Source organism: Kribbella sp. NPDC055110 (assembly GCF_053607525.1).
In genome coordinates, this window is record NZ_JBSGTS010000024.1 from 35,852 (window position 1) to 50,198 (window position 14,347).

Below are 14,347 nucleotides of genomic sequence, written 5' to 3' on the forward strand. Positions count from 1 at the left end.
CGAGTTGTCGAACTGAGGTCATCTCCGTAACCGATTGATCGCCACCGTTCTGGTGTGCGGTCTCGTTCGAGACCTCAGCTGGAGTCGACACTCATGAGCATTTCCCTGTCCTGTACCGACCTCTTCTTCGCCTGGCCCGACGGCGAGGTGCTGTTCGACGGCCTGACGTTCGTCGCCGGTCCGGTGCGTTCCGGCCTGGTCGGCCGCAACGGCACCGGCAAGTCGACGCTGCTCCGGCTGATCGCCGGCCGGCTCACCCCGCAGCGCGGGGCGATCCGGGTCAGCGGCGAGCTCGGGTACCTGCCACAGGACCTGACCCTCGACACCGCGCTGCGCGTCGACCAGGCGCTCGGCATCGAGGCCGTCCGGCGGGCGATCACCGCGATCGAGTCCGGTGACGCCTCGGAGCAGAACTTCGGGATCGTCGGCGACGAGTGGGACGTCGACGAACGCGCCGAGGCGCTGCTCGGCAAGCTCGGGCTGGGCGCGATCGGCCTCGACCGCAGCGTCGGCGAGTTGTCGGGCGGCGAGACGATCCTGCTCGGGCTCGCGGCCGAGTTGCTGCGGCGTCCCGACGTACTGCTGCTCGACGAGCCGACCAACAACCTCGACCTGCGGGCGCGGCGGCATCTGTACGACGCCGTGGACCAGTTCCGTGGCGCGATGGTGATCGTCAGCCACGACCGGGAGCTGCTGGATCGCGTCGACCAGATCGGGGACCTGCGCAAGGGCGAGGTCACCTGGTACGGCGGGAACCTGTCCGCGTACGAGGAGGCGGTCGCGATCGAGCAGGAGGCCGCGGAGCGGATGCTGCGGGCGGCCGAGGCCGACGTACGGAAGCAGAAGAAGGATCTGGTCGAGGCGCGGATGAAGATGGATCAGCGCCGGGCCCGGGGGCAGCGCGCCTTCGAGCAGGGCGGGATCCCGAAGATCGTCGCGGGCGGGCTGAAACGGTCCGCGCAGGTGTCGGCGGGTAAGCATCTCGGGATGCAGTCCGAGCGGCTCGACTCGGCGCAGGAGGCGCTCGCGGACGCGGAGGAGAAGGTTCACGACGACGACGCGATCCGGGTCGACCTGCCGAAGACCGCCGTACCGGCTGGGCGCGTCGTGCTGCGGCTGGAGGATCACGTACTGCGGACCGGGGCGCACGTCGACCTGGAGATTCGTGGTCCGGAGCGGATCGCGTTGACCGGGCCGAACGGTGCCGGGAAGACCACGCTGCTGCAGTCGATCGTGGCGGGGGAGTTGCCGGCTGTGCCGTTCCGGTACCTGCCGCAGCGGCTGGATCTGCTGCGGGACGACCTGTCGATCGTGGACAACCTCGCGTTGCTGGCTCCGGGTACGGAGAACCAGGAGCGGCGGGCGCGGCTGGCCAGGTTCCTGTTCCGGGGGCGGGCGGCGGATCAGTTCGTCAGTACGTTGTCGGGCGGCGAACGTTTCCGGGCGACGTTGGCGGCGCTGCTGCTCGCGGAACCGCCGCCGCAGTTGCTGATGCTGGACGAGCCGACGAACAACCTCGACCTCGCCAGTGTGGCGCAGCTGAAGGACGCGCTGGCGTCGTACAACGGAGCGCTTGTGATCGCCAGTCACGACGTACCGTTCCTGCGCGACATCGGCATCACCCGATGGGTGGAGCTGACGCCGGAGACGCTGACCGACATCGATCCGCTGTAGGCACACCTTGAATTCCTATACCCCCTGGGGGTAACTTCTCGGGTATGAGCGAGCACGAGGAGCACGAACACGGTGGTCACGCGGACCACGGTGGCCATGGTGAGCATGGTGGGCATGGCGGTCACGGTGGGCATGGTGGGCACGGGGATCATGCGGCGCAGTTCAAGGACCGGTTCTGGATCAGCCTGGCGCTGGCGGTGCCGGTGGTGTTCTTCAGCGAGATGTTCGCGGACCTGCTCGGGTACATGCGGCCGGACTTCCCCGGGGCGGGGCTGATCGCGCCGGTGCTCGGTACCGTCATCTTCGTGTACGGCGGGCAGCCGTTCCTGACCGGTGGCTGGAGCGAACTGAAGTCGCGGCGTCCCGGGATGATGCTGCTGATCTCGATGGCGATCACTGTCGCGTTCGTCGCCTCGTGGGTGACGACGTTGAAGCTGGGCGGGTTCAACCTGGACTTCTGGTGGGAGCTCGCGCTGCTGATCGTGATCATGCTGCTCGGGCACTGGCTGGAGATGCGGGCGCTTGGCGCGGCATCCGGTGCGCTCGACGCATTGGCCGCGCTGCTTCCGGACACGGCCGAGAAGGTGACCGACGACGGGGTCGTCGAGGTGTCGCTCCACGAGTTGCAGGCCGGCGACGTCGTGCTGGTGCGTTCCGGTGGACGTGTACCGGCGGATGGCACGGTCGTCGAGGGACAGGCCGAGGTCGACGAGTCGATGATCACCGGCGAGTCGCGGCCGGTGTCGCGCGCCGTCGGCGACGCGGTCGTCGCGGGAACTGTTGCCACTGACAACGCTCTGCGCGTCGAGATCACCGCTGTGGGAGACGACACGGCACTGGCCGGCATCCAGCGGTTGGTGGCCGAGGCGCAGGCCTCGTCATCCCGCGCGCAGGCGCTGGCGGATCGCGCCGCCGCGTTCCTCTTCTACTTCGCATCGATCGCCGGTCTGATCACGTTCGTGGTCTGGGCGTTGCTGGGCAAGCTCGACGAGGCCGTGACGCGGACCGTGACCGTCCTGGTGATCGCCTGCCCGCATGCCCTCGGGCTGGCCATCCCGCTGGTGATCGCGATCTCCACGGAGCGCGCGGCCAAGGCCGGCGTACTCGTGAAGAACCGGTTGGCGCTGGAGCGGATGCGGACGATCGACGCGGTCCTGTTCGACAAGACCGGCACGTTGACCAAGGGCGAGCCGGCCGTCACTGGGGTCGCGACTGTCGGCGAGTTGTCGCACGACGAGTTGCTGGAGCTGGCCGCGGCGGTCGAGGCGGACAGTGAGCACCCGCTGGCGAAGGCAATCGTGCGGGTGGCCGACTCCCAAGTCGGCCCGCGCGTCGGTCGTGCCTCAGACGGCGGTGTGCAGGAGGGTGCTGCTGCCGGCGGAGGGCGGTCCGGAGTTGCGCACCAGCGGGCCTCGGCTGGAGTTGCTGGGAGCAACGGTCGGCTGGTGGCATCTGAGTTCCGGTCGCTGACTGGGCGGGGTGTGCAGGCAGTGGTTGAGGGGGCTGAGGTTGCGGTCGGCGGGCCGGCGTACCTGCGGGAGAGCGGGTTGATTGAGCCGGATCAGCTGACGGCGGAGGTTGACGGGTGGAAGGCTCGCGGGGCCGCGGTGCTGCATGTGGTTCGGGACGGGCAGGTGCTGGGTGCGATCGCGCTCGAGGACGAGGTCCGCGAAGAGTCCCGGCAGGCGGTCGCCGCTCTGCACAGACGCGGGGTGAAGGTCGCGATGATCACCGGCGACGCGCATCAGGTCGCCGATGCGGTGGCGAAGGAGCTCGGGATCGACGAGGTGTTCGCCGAGGTGCTGCCGCAGGACAAGGACGCGAAGGTCGCGGAGCTGCAGGCTCGCGGGCTGAAGGTCGCGATGGTCGGTGACGGGGTGAACGACGCCCCGGCGCTGGCTCGGGCCGAGGTCGGCATCGCGATCGGCGCCGGCACCGACGTCGCGATCGAGTCCGCCGGCGTCGTCCTCGCCGCCGACGACCCGCGCGCCGTCCTCTCGGTCATCGACCTGTCGAAGGCGAGCTACCGCAAGATGTGGCAGAACCTCGTCTGGGCGACCGGCTACAACGTGATCACCGTCCCGCTCGCGGCCGGAGTCCTCGCGTTCGCCGGCGTGGTCGTCTCACCCGCCGTCGGCGCGCTCCTGATGTCGATCTCCACGATCGTCGTCGCCCTCAACGCCCAACTGCTTCGCCGTCTCGACCTCTCACCCACCCGGTTGGCCGCGTAATCCGTCCAACGTGACCTGCACCAGGCGCCGTACCGCCGCTTTCGACGGTACGGCGCCTGCTGCTTGGAGAGCGTGCACGCAGTACGTCGCCAACTCCCTCGGCGGTACGTCGACGCGCACGTCACCCAACCGCTCCGCGATGAACTCCACCAGATGCTCGCGGGCATGACCGACCTGCTCCGACCGATGCAGGCCAACCGCCTCGGACGCTGGGTGCTCGTAACAGATGAAGGCATACGCCTCCAGTACGTCGTCGATCCGGCCGGTCCGCTCCCAGATCTCGTGCAGCTGTTGGAGATGGTTGGCGACCTGACGCTGGTGCCAGGCGGCGAGGGTCGAGTCGACGTCGGCGAAGTACTTGTAGAGCGTCGCCCGCCCGACGCCGGCGCGCTGCGCGACCTCGGCCATGGTGATGCCGGTCAGGCCGCGTTCGGCGACCAGGGCAGCGGTGGCATCGAGGATCGCTTCCCGGACCGCCTGGCGGTGGGTGGCGATGCTGTCGTTCCACAACTTCGGCATGGCTGGATTCTACCCGGACAGTCTGCCTATGATCGAGACACAGTGTATCGAAAAAGGAGGATGCCGTGGCGGCTCTCGAAGCACGGCTCGATACGGCGCGCGCGGATCGGTATCTCGCCCAGTTGACGAGCCACATGGCGCACGGCCCAGGTGGGTTGAAGGTCCTGTCCACGTCCGCCGAGGAGCTGGTCGTCGACCTCGGTACGGCGACCTGGTCGGTGCGCGCGACGCCCGAGGAGCTGGTCCTGCGGCTCGAGGCGGCGGACGCGTCCGAGCTCGAGCAGCAGAGCGCCCGGGTGGCGCACCGGGTCGAGCAGATCGCGCGACGCGACGGGTTGCAGGTCACCTGGAGTCCGGCGCCCTAGCCCGCTCTCCGGAAAGAATTTGTCGCTGGGTGACTGTTTCTTTCCGGAGAACGGGACTGGTCAGGCGGTCGGCAGCCTGCCGAGGAGCCTTTGCATCGTGGCGATCTCGGTGGTTTGAGCGGTCTGGATCTTCTTCGCCAAGGCGACCGAGGCGGCGTCCTTACCGCTGGTCTGTTCGGTCTTGGCCATGGCGACCGCACCCTGGTGGTGCTTGATCATCATCTCGACCCACATGCGGTCGAACATGCTGCCGGTCGCCTTGTTCAGGTCGTCCATCTCCTGCGGGCTCATCATCCCGGTCATGGTGTGACCGCTGTGCTCGTTCGGTGTGGGCACCGGCTTGCCCCAGCCGGTCAGCCACCCGGAGAGTTGCTCGATCTCCGGCGCCTGCGCGGCCTTGATCGCGGTCGCGAGGTTCTTCACCTCCGCGGTCGTTGCCTTCCGCAACGCCAGGTCCGCCATCGTCACGGCCTGCTGGTGATGCGGGATCATCTGCGTCGCGAACGCCACATCCGCGTCGTTGAAAACAGCTGCGGCCGATACCGGCGTACTCGGGCTGCCGTGGCTCATCCCCGGCATCGTGCCGGCGTCGGAGTCGCCACAGCCGGCGACGCCGAACACAGCGGCGAGCAGAGCGGCCGAAGCCGCGGTCGTACGGTAGACGTGCGTCATCACATTTCCTCTGTCGATGGTTGGTACGGCGAAACAGGCGCACGTCGGCCTATAAGCGCAGTACACCCAACGACCGCACCGACCGAGGCGGCGGCGACCGCTCACCCAGCACGAACCGTGCACTCGCGGCGGGCAGCGAAACCGCCCGCCAGACCAGCAGGCTCCGCAGACCCAGCGCCAACGCGAGCAACAACACGAGCCCGGTCAGCACCGCCATACACGCCCCGCCCATGTCATGCTCCGCGTCAGCCGGAGCGACCTGGGGCGCAGCCGGATCAGCTACGCGCATCGCCGGGGGGACGTGGGGCGCGGCCGGATCGGCTGCGCGCATCGGCGAGGTGGCGTGGGGTGTGGCCGGCTCGGTGTGCGTCATCACCGGCTCAGGCATCGCCATCGTGGTGTCGTGGTGCGAGGTCAGCCCGTGCATGGCGAAAACGCCGGCGACTACTGTGAGTACGCCGAGCAACCGCAGCATGCGACCGGTCATCGCGACAAGAGTAGCGAGCTGGGCCGGTTGCACAGTCAGCACCCACCGGGTGTGCAGATTCCACGGTGAGGCTCGCCGACGACCGACGTACGTTCAGTGAAATCCCCAGGGCTGGAGGTTTCCATGGCCGGTACATCTGTTGGTGCGGACGACTACGCGCTCGCCAGGGTCCCTGATCACGCGCGGTACTCCTGGTGGTCGGTCGCGACCCAGCGCTTCGGGCAGATCTCGGCGCTCAGCCAGTTCCTGCTCGGTGCGACGCTCGGGTTCGGGATGAGTTTCTGGACCGCGTTCTGGGCGCTGACGCTCGGCGCGGTGATCCTCGAACTCGTGGCGATCCTGATCGGCGTCATCGGCGTCCGCGAGGGCCTGCAGACCTCGGTGATCGCGCGCTGGACCGGGTTCGGCCAGGCGGGTTCGTCGCTGATCGGCTTGGCGATCGGGATCAGCCTGATCGGCTGGTTCGGCATCCAGTCGGCGGTGTCCGCGGCCGGGCTGAGCCAACTGATCGGCGTCCTGCCGACCTGGGGCTGGTCGCTCGTCTTCGGCCTCGCCGTGACGCTTGTCGTCCTGCGCGGCTTCCACTCGATGGCCTGGGTCGCCTACGTGACCGTGCCGGCTTTCCTTGTTCTGGTGGGCTGGTCGATCATCAGCGAGCTGTCCGACCACAGCCTCGGTTCGTTGGTCAACGCCGCACCGGCCGGTCCGCATCTGACCTTGCTGGAGGGTACGACGCTGGTCGCCGGTGGGTTCATTGTCGGCGCGGTGATCACGCCGGACATGACCCGCTACAACCGGACAGTCGGCGACGTGGTCAAGCAGACCGTACTCGGCATCACCCTCGGCGAGTACGTGATCGGTCTGGTCGGCGTACTGCTGGCACACGCGATCGGCTCGGCGAACGTGGTCACCATCGTCACGTCATCGGTCGGCTGGGTCGGCACGCTGGTGATCATCCTCGGCACGATCAAGATCAACGACTGGAACCTCTACAGCTCCGGTCTCGGCGTGGTGAACTTCATCGGCACCGTCTTCGGCCGGCACGTCAACCGGGCGGCTGTCACGCTCGTCGTCGGCGTCCTCGGCAGCGTGCTCGCGGCCGGCGGGATCCTGGACAAGTTCACCGACTTCCTGATCGTGCTCGGCGTCGCTTTCCCGCCGATCGCCGGGATCATGGTCGCGGAGTACTTCGTGGTGAAGCGCTGGCGCCCGGAGCTCGAGGCGTCCCGCGCGAGCGGCTCGCTGCCCGCGACCGCGCCGACCTGGGTACCGGCCACGATCGTGATCTGGATCGGCGCCGCGCTGATCGGCAAGTACGTCGCGTGGGGCCTGCCGAGCATCAACTCGCTCCTCGTCGGCTTCCTCGCGTACGTCGTGGCAGGCAAGCTCGGCCTCATCCGAGGCTTCGGAACCAGCCGCACGATGGACAGCCAACCCGCCCCGGCAACCGCTATACCCGCCACGAGCTAGCCGCCCACGCGGCACGCACTTTGTGCACCGGATCCGTGCCGAAGCGACGACCTGACGCGGACCTGGTGCACAAAGTCGGAAAAGGCCGGCCGGCGGCGTGGTTGGCTGGAAGTGAACGAAACGGGAGGAACGGAATGCGTATCGGCATCGATGTCGGTGGTACGAACACCGACGCCGTGCTGCTGGACGGCACGACCGTGCTGGCGGCGAACAAGTCGGCGACCAGTGCGGACGTGACGGCCGGCATCATCGACACCCTCGACCGGCTGCAGGCGGAGCGATCCTTCGACCCGGCGCAGGTACAGGCCGTGATGATCGGCACCACGCACTTCATCAACGCGCTGATCGAGGCCCGGCGCCTGGCACCGACTGCGGCGCTGCGGCTCGGACTGCCCGCCACCGCGTCGCTGCCCCCGCTGGTCGATTGGCCGGAACGACTGGTCGAGGCGATCAGCGGCCGCAGTTACCTGGCGCACGGCGGTCACGAGTTCGACGGCCGCCACATCGCCGAGCTCGACCCGGACGAGCTGCGGCGGCACGCCGGCGACATGATGAAGCACGGCGTACGGTCGGTGGCGATCTCGTCGGTGTTCTCGCCGGTGAGCAACGAGTTCGAGCTGCGTGCGGCCGAGATCCTGCGGTCCGAGCTCGGCGATGACGTGGCGATCTCGATGTCGCACGAGATCGGCAGGATCGGCCTGCTGGAGCGGGAGAACGCGACCATCATCAACGCCGCGCTCCGCGAGCTGGCCGCTTCGATCGTCGATGGACTGGCCGGCGCTGTCGCGGGTCACGGCATCGCGGCGCCGCTGTACCTGAGCCAGAACGACGGCACCCTGATGGACGTCGACTTCGCCCGCCGGTACCCGGTCGCCACGTTCGCGTCCGGCCCGACCAACTCGATGCGCGGCGCGGCACTGCTGTCCGGTCTCGACACGTGCGCGGTCGTCGACGTCGGCGGTACGACGAGCGATGTCGGCGTACTCACCCACGGCTTCCCGCGGGAGGCGACGACCGAGGTCGATGTGGCTGGAGTACGGACCAACTTCCGGATGCCCGACGTACTGAGCATCGGGATCGGTGGCGGCAGCTTGGTGGCCTCGGACAACGATCTCGTGACCGTCGGCCCGCGGTCGGTGGGGTACCGCCTGACCGAGGAGGCGCTGGTCTTCGGCGGTAAGACCCTGACGGCGACGGACATCGCGGTCGCGGCCGGCCGGGCTGTTGTGGGAGACGCGGACGCGGTCGCGGACCTGGATCCGACGCTGGTGAAGGCGGCTCTGGCGCGAGTGGCTGCTGATATCGCGGACGCAGTGGAGCGGATGCGTACGTCGCCCGACCCGTTGCCGGTGGTGGCCGTCGGCGGTGGGTCGATCCTGCTGCCGGACGATCTTCCCGGGAGTCTCGCCGTGCATCGGCCGGACCACTTCGCGGTCGCGAACGCGATCGGTGCCGCGATCGCGCAGGTCGGCGGCGAGGTCGACCGGGTGTACGCGATCGACCCGGGCCGCCGGGACGCGGTGGTGGACGAGGCGCGGCAGGAAGCCGTCGACCGCGCGATCGCGGCCGGCGCCGACCCCGCCGCCGTGCGGATCGTGGACTTCGACGAGGTCCCGATCCCGTACCTCCCCGGCAACGCAACCCGGATCCGCTGCAAGGCGGTCGGCGACCTGCGGCTGGGGGCTGCGTCATGAGCACGGACCGCCACGCCATCACAACTGCGCCGCAAGCGACCGGTCACGCGGGACGGGCGGCGGATCACGCAATGGTGATGGCCTGGGCGTCCGGGGTGGAGTGGTTGCGATGAAGCTGCGTGCTGAAGATCTGGGGCCCCTCGCTCGCGGTGCTGCCGTGCTGGGCACCGGGGGTGGGGGTGATCCGCACATCGGGCGGCTGCTGGCCGAGCAGGCGTTGCGCGAACACGGCCCGGTCGAGATCGTTGCTGTCGGCGACCTTCCGGACGACGCGTGCGTACTGCCGGTGGCGATGATGGGCGCGCCAACGGTGATGGTGGAGAAGCTGCCGTCCGCGGACCAGATCTCGGTCGCGGTGCAGACGCTGGCGAAGTACGTCGGGAAGACGCCGACCCACCTCGCCTGTATCGAGGCCGGCGGGGTCAACTCGACCGTCCCGGTGATCGCCGCCGCGCAACTCGGGCTGCCGCTGGTAGACGGCGATGGCATGGGCCGCGCGTTCCCCGAACTACAGATGGTGCTGCCGACGCTCGCGGGGATCGAGGCGACGCCGATGTCGATCGTCGACGAGAAGGGCAATCGCGGCATCTTCGACACGGTCAGCAACGAATGGGCCGAACGGCTGGCCCGGTCGGCGACCGTCGACATGGGCTGCTCGGCGATCGTCTCGCTGTACGCGATGACCGGCGCGGACGTCCGCGGCTCGTTCGTCGCCGGCACCCTCAGCAAATGCGTCACGATCGGCCGGGCGATCGAGCAGGCCCAGCGTGCGCACACCGATCCGGTCGCGGCGGTCGTGGACGAGTTGGGCGGGCGACTGCTGCACGTGGGCAAGGTCGTCGACGTGCAACGCCGCACGACGACCGGCTTCGCGCGTGGTGACGCGGCGATCGACGGGCTGGATGCGTCACACGGCCGGCTGCTGGTGCTGCGGTTCCAGAACGAGCACCTGGTCGCGGAGCTCGACGGTACGGCGGTGGTGACGACACCGGACCTGATCATCGTGCTCGATACCGAGTCGGGCGAGCCGATCACGACCGAGGCGCTGCGCTACGGCCACCGGGTGAGCGTGCTCGCCGCACCGGCCGACGAACGCTGGCATTCTCCGGAAGGTATCGATCTGGTCGGCCCGCGGTACTTCGGCTACGACCTCGACCCGATCCGGGCACTGGCATGACCGAGCGGAGCGAGGGCATCAGAAAGCACAGTGCGATTCGTGCCTCATGTCCGCCCGGAGCGAAGCGAGGACGGACATGAGTTGGCAGCTCGGTCTCGAGCATCTGAAGGATCTCGCCCGCGGGGCGGCGATCCTCGGGACCGGTGGTGGCGGTGATCCGCTGATCGGGCGGCTGCTCGTCGAGCAGGCGATCCGCGAGCACGGCCCGATCACGGTTCTCGATCCGGACGAGCTGGACGACGACGCGTTCGTCATCCCGACCGCGCAGATGGGCGCCCCGACCGTGATCGTGGAGAAGATCCCGCGCGGCAGTGAACCGGTCGGGGCCCTGCGCGCGCTCGAGAAGCACCTCGGCCGGCACGCCGACGCGACGATGCCGATCGAGTGCGGCGGCATCAACTCGATGATCCCGCTCCTCGTCGCCGCGCGGACCGGGCTGCCCGTCGTCGACGCGGACGGGATGGGGCGCGCGTTCCCCGAACTGCAGATGGAGACGTTCTCGGTGTACGGCGTACCGGGGTCACCGATGGCGATCGCCGGGGAACACGACGAGACCGTGGTGATCGACACCGGCGCGGACAACAAGCAGATGGAGTGGCTGGCGCGCGGGATCACCATCCGGCTCGGCGGGGTCGCGCACATCGCGGAGTACTCGATGACCGGCGCCGACGTGAAGCGGACCGCCGTACCGCGGACGCTGTCGCTCGGGTTGTCGATCGGGCGCGCGGTCCGGGAGGCGCGGGCGGCGCACGAGGATCCGATCGAGGCTCTCCGTGCTGCGCTGGCGCCGACGCTGTACAACCACCTGCGGGTGCTGTTCCGCGGGAAGGTCGTCGACGTGGAACGTCGTACCCTCGAGGGCTTCGCGCGTGGGCGGGGCCGCTTCACCGGGTACGACGGGACGTCGCAGCTCGAGTTGCGCTTCCAGAACGAGAACCTGGTCGCGGAGGTCGACGGTGAGGTGGTGTGCACCGTGCCGGATCTGATCTGCGTACTGGAGGCGGACACCGCGGAGCCGATCACCACGGAAGGCCTGCGCTACGGCCAGCGCGTGACCGTGGTGGGCATCTCCACGCCGGACCTGATGCGGACACCTGAGGCGCTGGCGGTGTTCGGTCCGTCCTGCTTCGGGCTGGACGTCGAGTTCAGCCCCGTCGAGCGCCGTACCGAGGCGCTCGCCTCATGACCCTCGGCCCGCCGCGCTGACCCCTCCACGGCGGGCTGAGGTTCCACCCGGACGCCCGCCACTCACTAAGTGCGTGGTTCACCGGTCCGGCACGCTCAGCCCGTGGGTGATTTGGCGCGTTGGTGAGTGCTGCAGGTCCGCCAGTGGCAGGATCGGCGCATGACGACAGTCATCCGGGAGCACGACCTGGAGGCGCTCGTCGTCGGGGTCACGTTGCTCGGCTCCGGTGGCGGCGGTGACACGGGTGCGTTCGGCCGGATGCTGCGTCGACGGCTCGGTGCGGGCGAGTTGGTACTGCGGGACGCCGCGGACGTGCCTGGTGTGTCGGTGAGTCCGATCGGCGTGGTCGGAGCGACCAGTGTGCTGATGGAGAAGCTGCCCGGTGGTGGTGAGTTCGAGGCGGCGGTGCGGGCGGTCAGCCGGTGGACTGGTACTGAGGTCACCGGGCTGATGTCGCTGGAGGCGGGTGGGCTCAACGGGCTGACACCGCTGATCGCTGCGCTGGACCTGGGCCTCCCGGTGGTCGACGCGGACCTGATGGGACGGGCGCTGCCGCGGCTCGACCAGTTCTCGTGGGCGGTGGCCGGTCGCTCGCTGACACCTTGTGCGCTGAGTGAGCCGAGCGGTCAGGTGATCGTTGTGGACAACGTCGACGCCGCGGGTCTTGAACGAGCAGTGCGCAGCTTCGTCGCGCACACCGGCGGGTGGGCGGTGCTGGCATTGGCGCCTACTCCGGTGGAGGCCGCGGCGGCGGACGCGGTGCAGGGCAGCCTGACTCGAGCGCTGGCACTCGGCCGAGCCCACGCCGCGCTCGAACCGGGCGCCACACCGGCTGTTGTCGCCGAGGGTCTGGGCGGACGGTTGCTGGGCAGCGGCCGTGTCGAGGAGGTCGCCCGGCATGTCATCGGCGACGGCGGGGCTGCGTTCGGTCGCGGAAGTGTCTGCGTTGTTGACGCCGGCAGCCGCGCGGTGATCCGCATCGAGACCGAGAACGAGTACCTGCTCGCACTGGTCGACGGCACGCCTGTAGTCACCACACCGGACCTCCTGTGCGTCCTGGACCGCCGCACCCTCCAGCCGATCGCCGTGGACGCCATCCGTACCGGTGACGAGGTGGTGATCGTGGCGCTACCCGGGCCTACCTGGTGGCGGCGGGCCGACCGCATCACCCACGTAGGCCCAGAAGCCTTCGGGCTGGCGTGCGCTCCGCAACTCCTGGAAGCGTCATGAGGGACCTGGTGCCGACGCTGGCCGCGATGCTCAGCTCACCCGGCTGGAGCGACGTGGTCGTGCTCGCCGCCACGCCCGCTGCTGGTTCGGGGCCTCGGCTGACCGGGTCCCGGGTGTTGCTGGAGGTCTCTGCTCACCCGGAGTCGCTCAACGGGCAGTTGCTCGTCGTACTGCTGGCGGATGACCACACCGACTGGCGGATCGATGCTCTGATCAGTAGAGCGTCGGCCGCGGGCGCAGGTGCGTTGCTGCTCGCTGGTGTGGAGCCGTTGGGGCGTGGCGCTCAGCTGCTGGCGGAGCGGTTGCAGCTGCCGGTGCTGGGTTGCTCGGATCCGCTGGCGGCACATGAGTACGTGCGACGCGTGACAGCCGAGCCAGAGGTAGTCCGGTCAGACCTGGTGCTGCGGGCGGTCGCAGCGTTGCGGCGCGCGGGAGGTGACCTCACCTCGGTACTGCGGACAACGTCCGACGTACTGGAACGCCCTGTCACGTTGGCCGGGGCGGACGGCGGCACGCTGGCCGGGGCGCCGTTGGAGGCTGGTGAGCGTACGGCGTTGGTGGCTGCGCTGCCGCGTGTGCCGGTGGCGTGGGCGGCGCCGTACCGGGTTGATCTGCCGAGTGGTGCGGTGCTGATCGCGGTTGCTGTGGTCGGAGTCGGCCCAGTGTGCTGGTTGGTGGCGCGACTGCCCGGTGTGGTGCCGGCTGAGGTTGCCGCCGTGCCTGATGTGCTCAGCGTCGTGGCACCGGCAGTGGGGGAGCGGCTGGCGTTGCGACGGTTGGAGTTGGAGCGGGACGCCCGTCAACGTACGTCGTTGCTCGGTGAACTCCTACACGGTGAGCCGTCCGAGGCCACGCGGCGGCGCGCAGTGGACCTGGGATGGCAGCTCGACGGTTGGCACACGGGCATCCGGATCGGTGCAGAGGGGCAAGTGGACGTTGCTGGTCGGCGGACCGATGTGGTGGAGGCGTTCGACGCGGAGGGGTTGCGGGCGGTCGTGGTGGAGCAGGGCGATGGCTGGTCCGCGTGGATCACCGCCGTACGCGAACCGACCGCGCCTGAGGTGCAGGAACAGGCCGCCGCGATCCGCCGCGTGCAACGGCGACTGGTGCAGACGGTGGATGCGTACGTCGGCGTTGGGCGGGTGCAGGCGGGTCCGAGTGGAATCGCTACGACACTGGCCGAAGCGGGTGACGCGGCCGGTCTGGCACGCGGGCGAGCTGAGACGGGGCGCTTTCTCCACGTGGACCGTCTCGGGCTGGCACAGCTCCTGCTGGCGTGGACCCGGACTGACACGTTCCAGCCCGCTGCTCAGGCGCTGCTGGCTCCCATCAAGGACCAGCCCGGCGACCTGGTCACCACGCTGGCCGTCTACCTGGACACCGAGTCGTCCCTGGCCGAAACAGCCGCAGTACTAGGCATTCACCGCAACACCGCCGCAGCCCGCATCACCAAGATCCAGCACCTGTTAGGCGTAGACCTCACCAACCCAGACGAACGCCTAGCCCTACACCTCGCCTCCCGCACATCCCCCACGGAATAGAACTCCCCACGCGCGGGGAGAGCTGCGGGCCGCCCGCGCGCACATCTCCTACGGAGTAGGACCGTCCCGCGCGGGGGAGAGGTTGCGGGCGGTCCGCCTGC

General features: G+C 69.1%; 12 protein-coding genes. 9 read left to right on the forward strand and 3 right to left on the reverse strand.

Features of this window, described 5'->3' with window-relative positions:
- Window positions 1-93: 93 nt before the first annotated feature.
- Window positions 94-1,674 (forward strand): ABC-F family ATP-binding cassette domain-containing protein, encoded by a 1,581-nt coding sequence (locus ACWF0M_RS29530; protein ID WP_452238985.1) that lies wholly within the window; start codon window positions 94-96, stop codon window positions 1,672-1,674.
- 44 nt (window positions 1,675-1,718) lie between these two features.
- Window positions 1,719-3,905: a heavy metal translocating P-type ATPase gene (locus ACWF0M_RS29535; protein WP_452238986.1), complete on the forward strand. Its 2,187-nt coding sequence runs from the start codon at window positions 1,719-1,721 to the stop codon at window positions 3,903-3,905.
- Here ACWF0M_RS29535 and ACWF0M_RS29540 read toward each other — a convergent pair.
- The gene (locus tag ACWF0M_RS29540) at window positions 3,882-4,424 is read right to left on the reverse strand and encodes a TetR/AcrR family transcriptional regulator (protein WP_452238987.1); all 543 of its coding nucleotides are present in this window, start codon (window positions 4,422-4,424) and stop codon (window positions 3,882-3,884) included. The two genes, ACWF0M_RS29535 and ACWF0M_RS29540, sit on opposite strands and share 24 nt — an antisense overlap.
- A gap of 65 nt (window positions 4,425-4,489) precedes the next feature.
- Between ACWF0M_RS29540 and ACWF0M_RS29545 the strand changes: the two genes are divergently transcribed.
- On the forward strand, window positions 4,490-4,789 hold the full coding sequence (locus tag ACWF0M_RS29545; RefSeq protein WP_452238988.1) for a DUF2218 domain-containing protein: 300 nt from the start codon (window positions 4,490-4,492) through the stop codon (window positions 4,787-4,789).
- Window positions 4,790-4,849: 60 nt separating this feature from the next.
- Here ACWF0M_RS29545 and ACWF0M_RS29550 read toward each other — a convergent pair whose 3' ends face one another.
- A complete protein-coding gene (locus tag ACWF0M_RS29550; protein WP_452238989.1) occupies window positions 4,850-5,461 on the reverse strand; it encodes a DUF305 domain-containing protein in 612 nt (203 codons plus the stop codon).
- A gap of 49 nt (window positions 5,462-5,510) precedes the next feature.
- Entirely contained in the window at window positions 5,511-5,948 is a 438-nt protein-coding gene (locus ACWF0M_RS29555; protein WP_452238990.1) for a hypothetical protein, read from the reverse strand.
- Between the two features lie 123 nt (window positions 5,949-6,071).
- Here ACWF0M_RS29555 and ACWF0M_RS29560 point away from each other — a divergent pair, with 123 nt between their 5' ends.
- The 6 genes from ACWF0M_RS29560 (at window position 6,072) to ACWF0M_RS29585 (ending at window position 14,246) form a co-directional block, all read left to right on the forward strand.
- The gene (locus tag ACWF0M_RS29560) at window positions 6,072-7,418 is read left to right on the forward strand and encodes a purine-cytosine permease family protein (protein WP_452238991.1); all 1,347 of its coding nucleotides are present in this window, start codon (window positions 6,072-6,074) and stop codon (window positions 7,416-7,418) included.
- A gap of 134 nt (window positions 7,419-7,552) precedes the next feature.
- Window positions 7,553-9,112 carry a hydantoinase/oxoprolinase N-terminal domain-containing protein gene (locus ACWF0M_RS29565; RefSeq protein WP_452238992.1) on the forward strand — a complete coding sequence of 520 codons (1,560 nt, stop codon included), beginning with the start codon at window positions 7,553-7,555 and terminating at the stop codon, window positions 9,110-9,112.
- Between the two features lie 109 nt (window positions 9,113-9,221).
- Window positions 9,222-10,289, forward strand: coding sequence for a DUF917 domain-containing protein (locus tag ACWF0M_RS29570; protein WP_452238993.1), 1,068 nt, complete (start codon window positions 9,222-9,224; stop codon window positions 10,287-10,289).
- Between the two features lie 76 nt (window positions 10,290-10,365).
- On the forward strand, window positions 10,366-11,475 hold the full coding sequence (locus ACWF0M_RS29575) for a DUF917 domain-containing protein (protein ID WP_452238994.1): 1,110 nt from the start codon (window positions 10,366-10,368) through the stop codon (window positions 11,473-11,475).
- A 159-nt stretch (window positions 11,476-11,634) separates the two neighbouring features.
- Window positions 11,635-12,705 carry a DUF917 domain-containing protein gene (locus ACWF0M_RS29580; RefSeq protein ID WP_452238995.1) on the forward strand — a complete coding sequence of 357 codons (1,071 nt, stop codon included), beginning with the start codon at window positions 11,635-11,637 and terminating at the stop codon, window positions 12,703-12,705.
- Window positions 12,702-14,246: a PucR family transcriptional regulator gene (locus tag ACWF0M_RS29585; RefSeq protein WP_452238996.1), complete on the forward strand. Its 1,545-nt coding sequence runs from the start codon at window positions 12,702-12,704 to the stop codon at window positions 14,244-14,246. The genes ACWF0M_RS29580 and ACWF0M_RS29585 overlap by 4 nt, the downstream gene beginning before the upstream one ends.
- Window positions 14,247-14,347 lie beyond the last annotated feature (101 nt).

Coding starts and splice junctions, on each gene's coding strand:
- ACWF0M_RS29550 (WP_452238989.1), bottom strand. CDS start 5,461: ATGACGCACGTCTACCGTACGACCGCGGCTTCGGCCGCTCTGCTCGCC.
- ACWF0M_RS29580 (WP_452238995.1), top strand. CDS start 11,635: ATGACGACAGTCATCCGGGAGCACGACCTGGAGGCGCTCGTCGTCGGG.
- ACWF0M_RS29585 (WP_452238996.1), top strand. CDS start 12,702: ATGAGGGACCTGGTGCCGACGCTGGCCGCGATGCTCAGCTCACCCGGC.
- ACWF0M_RS29530 (WP_452238985.1), top strand. CDS start 94: ATGAGCATTTCCCTGTCCTGTACCGACCTCTTCTTCGCCTGGCCCGAC.
- ACWF0M_RS29540 (WP_452238987.1), bottom strand. CDS start 4,424: ATGCCGAAGTTGTGGAACGACAGCATCGCCACCCACCGCCAGGCGGTC.
- ACWF0M_RS29535 (WP_452238986.1), top strand. CDS start 1,719: ATGAGCGAGCACGAGGAGCACGAACACGGTGGTCACGCGGACCACGGT.
- ACWF0M_RS29560 (WP_452238991.1), top strand. CDS start 6,072: ATGGCCGGTACATCTGTTGGTGCGGACGACTACGCGCTCGCCAGGGTC.
- ACWF0M_RS29555 (WP_452238990.1), bottom strand. CDS start 5,948: ATGACCGGTCGCATGCTGCGGTTGCTCGGCGTACTCACAGTAGTCGCC.
- ACWF0M_RS29570 (WP_452238993.1), top strand. CDS start 9,222: ATGAAGCTGCGTGCTGAAGATCTGGGGCCCCTCGCTCGCGGTGCTGCC.
- ACWF0M_RS29565 (WP_452238992.1), top strand. CDS start 7,553: ATGCGTATCGGCATCGATGTCGGTGGTACGAACACCGACGCCGTGCTG.
- ACWF0M_RS29575 (WP_452238994.1), top strand. CDS start 10,366: ATGAGTTGGCAGCTCGGTCTCGAGCATCTGAAGGATCTCGCCCGCGGG.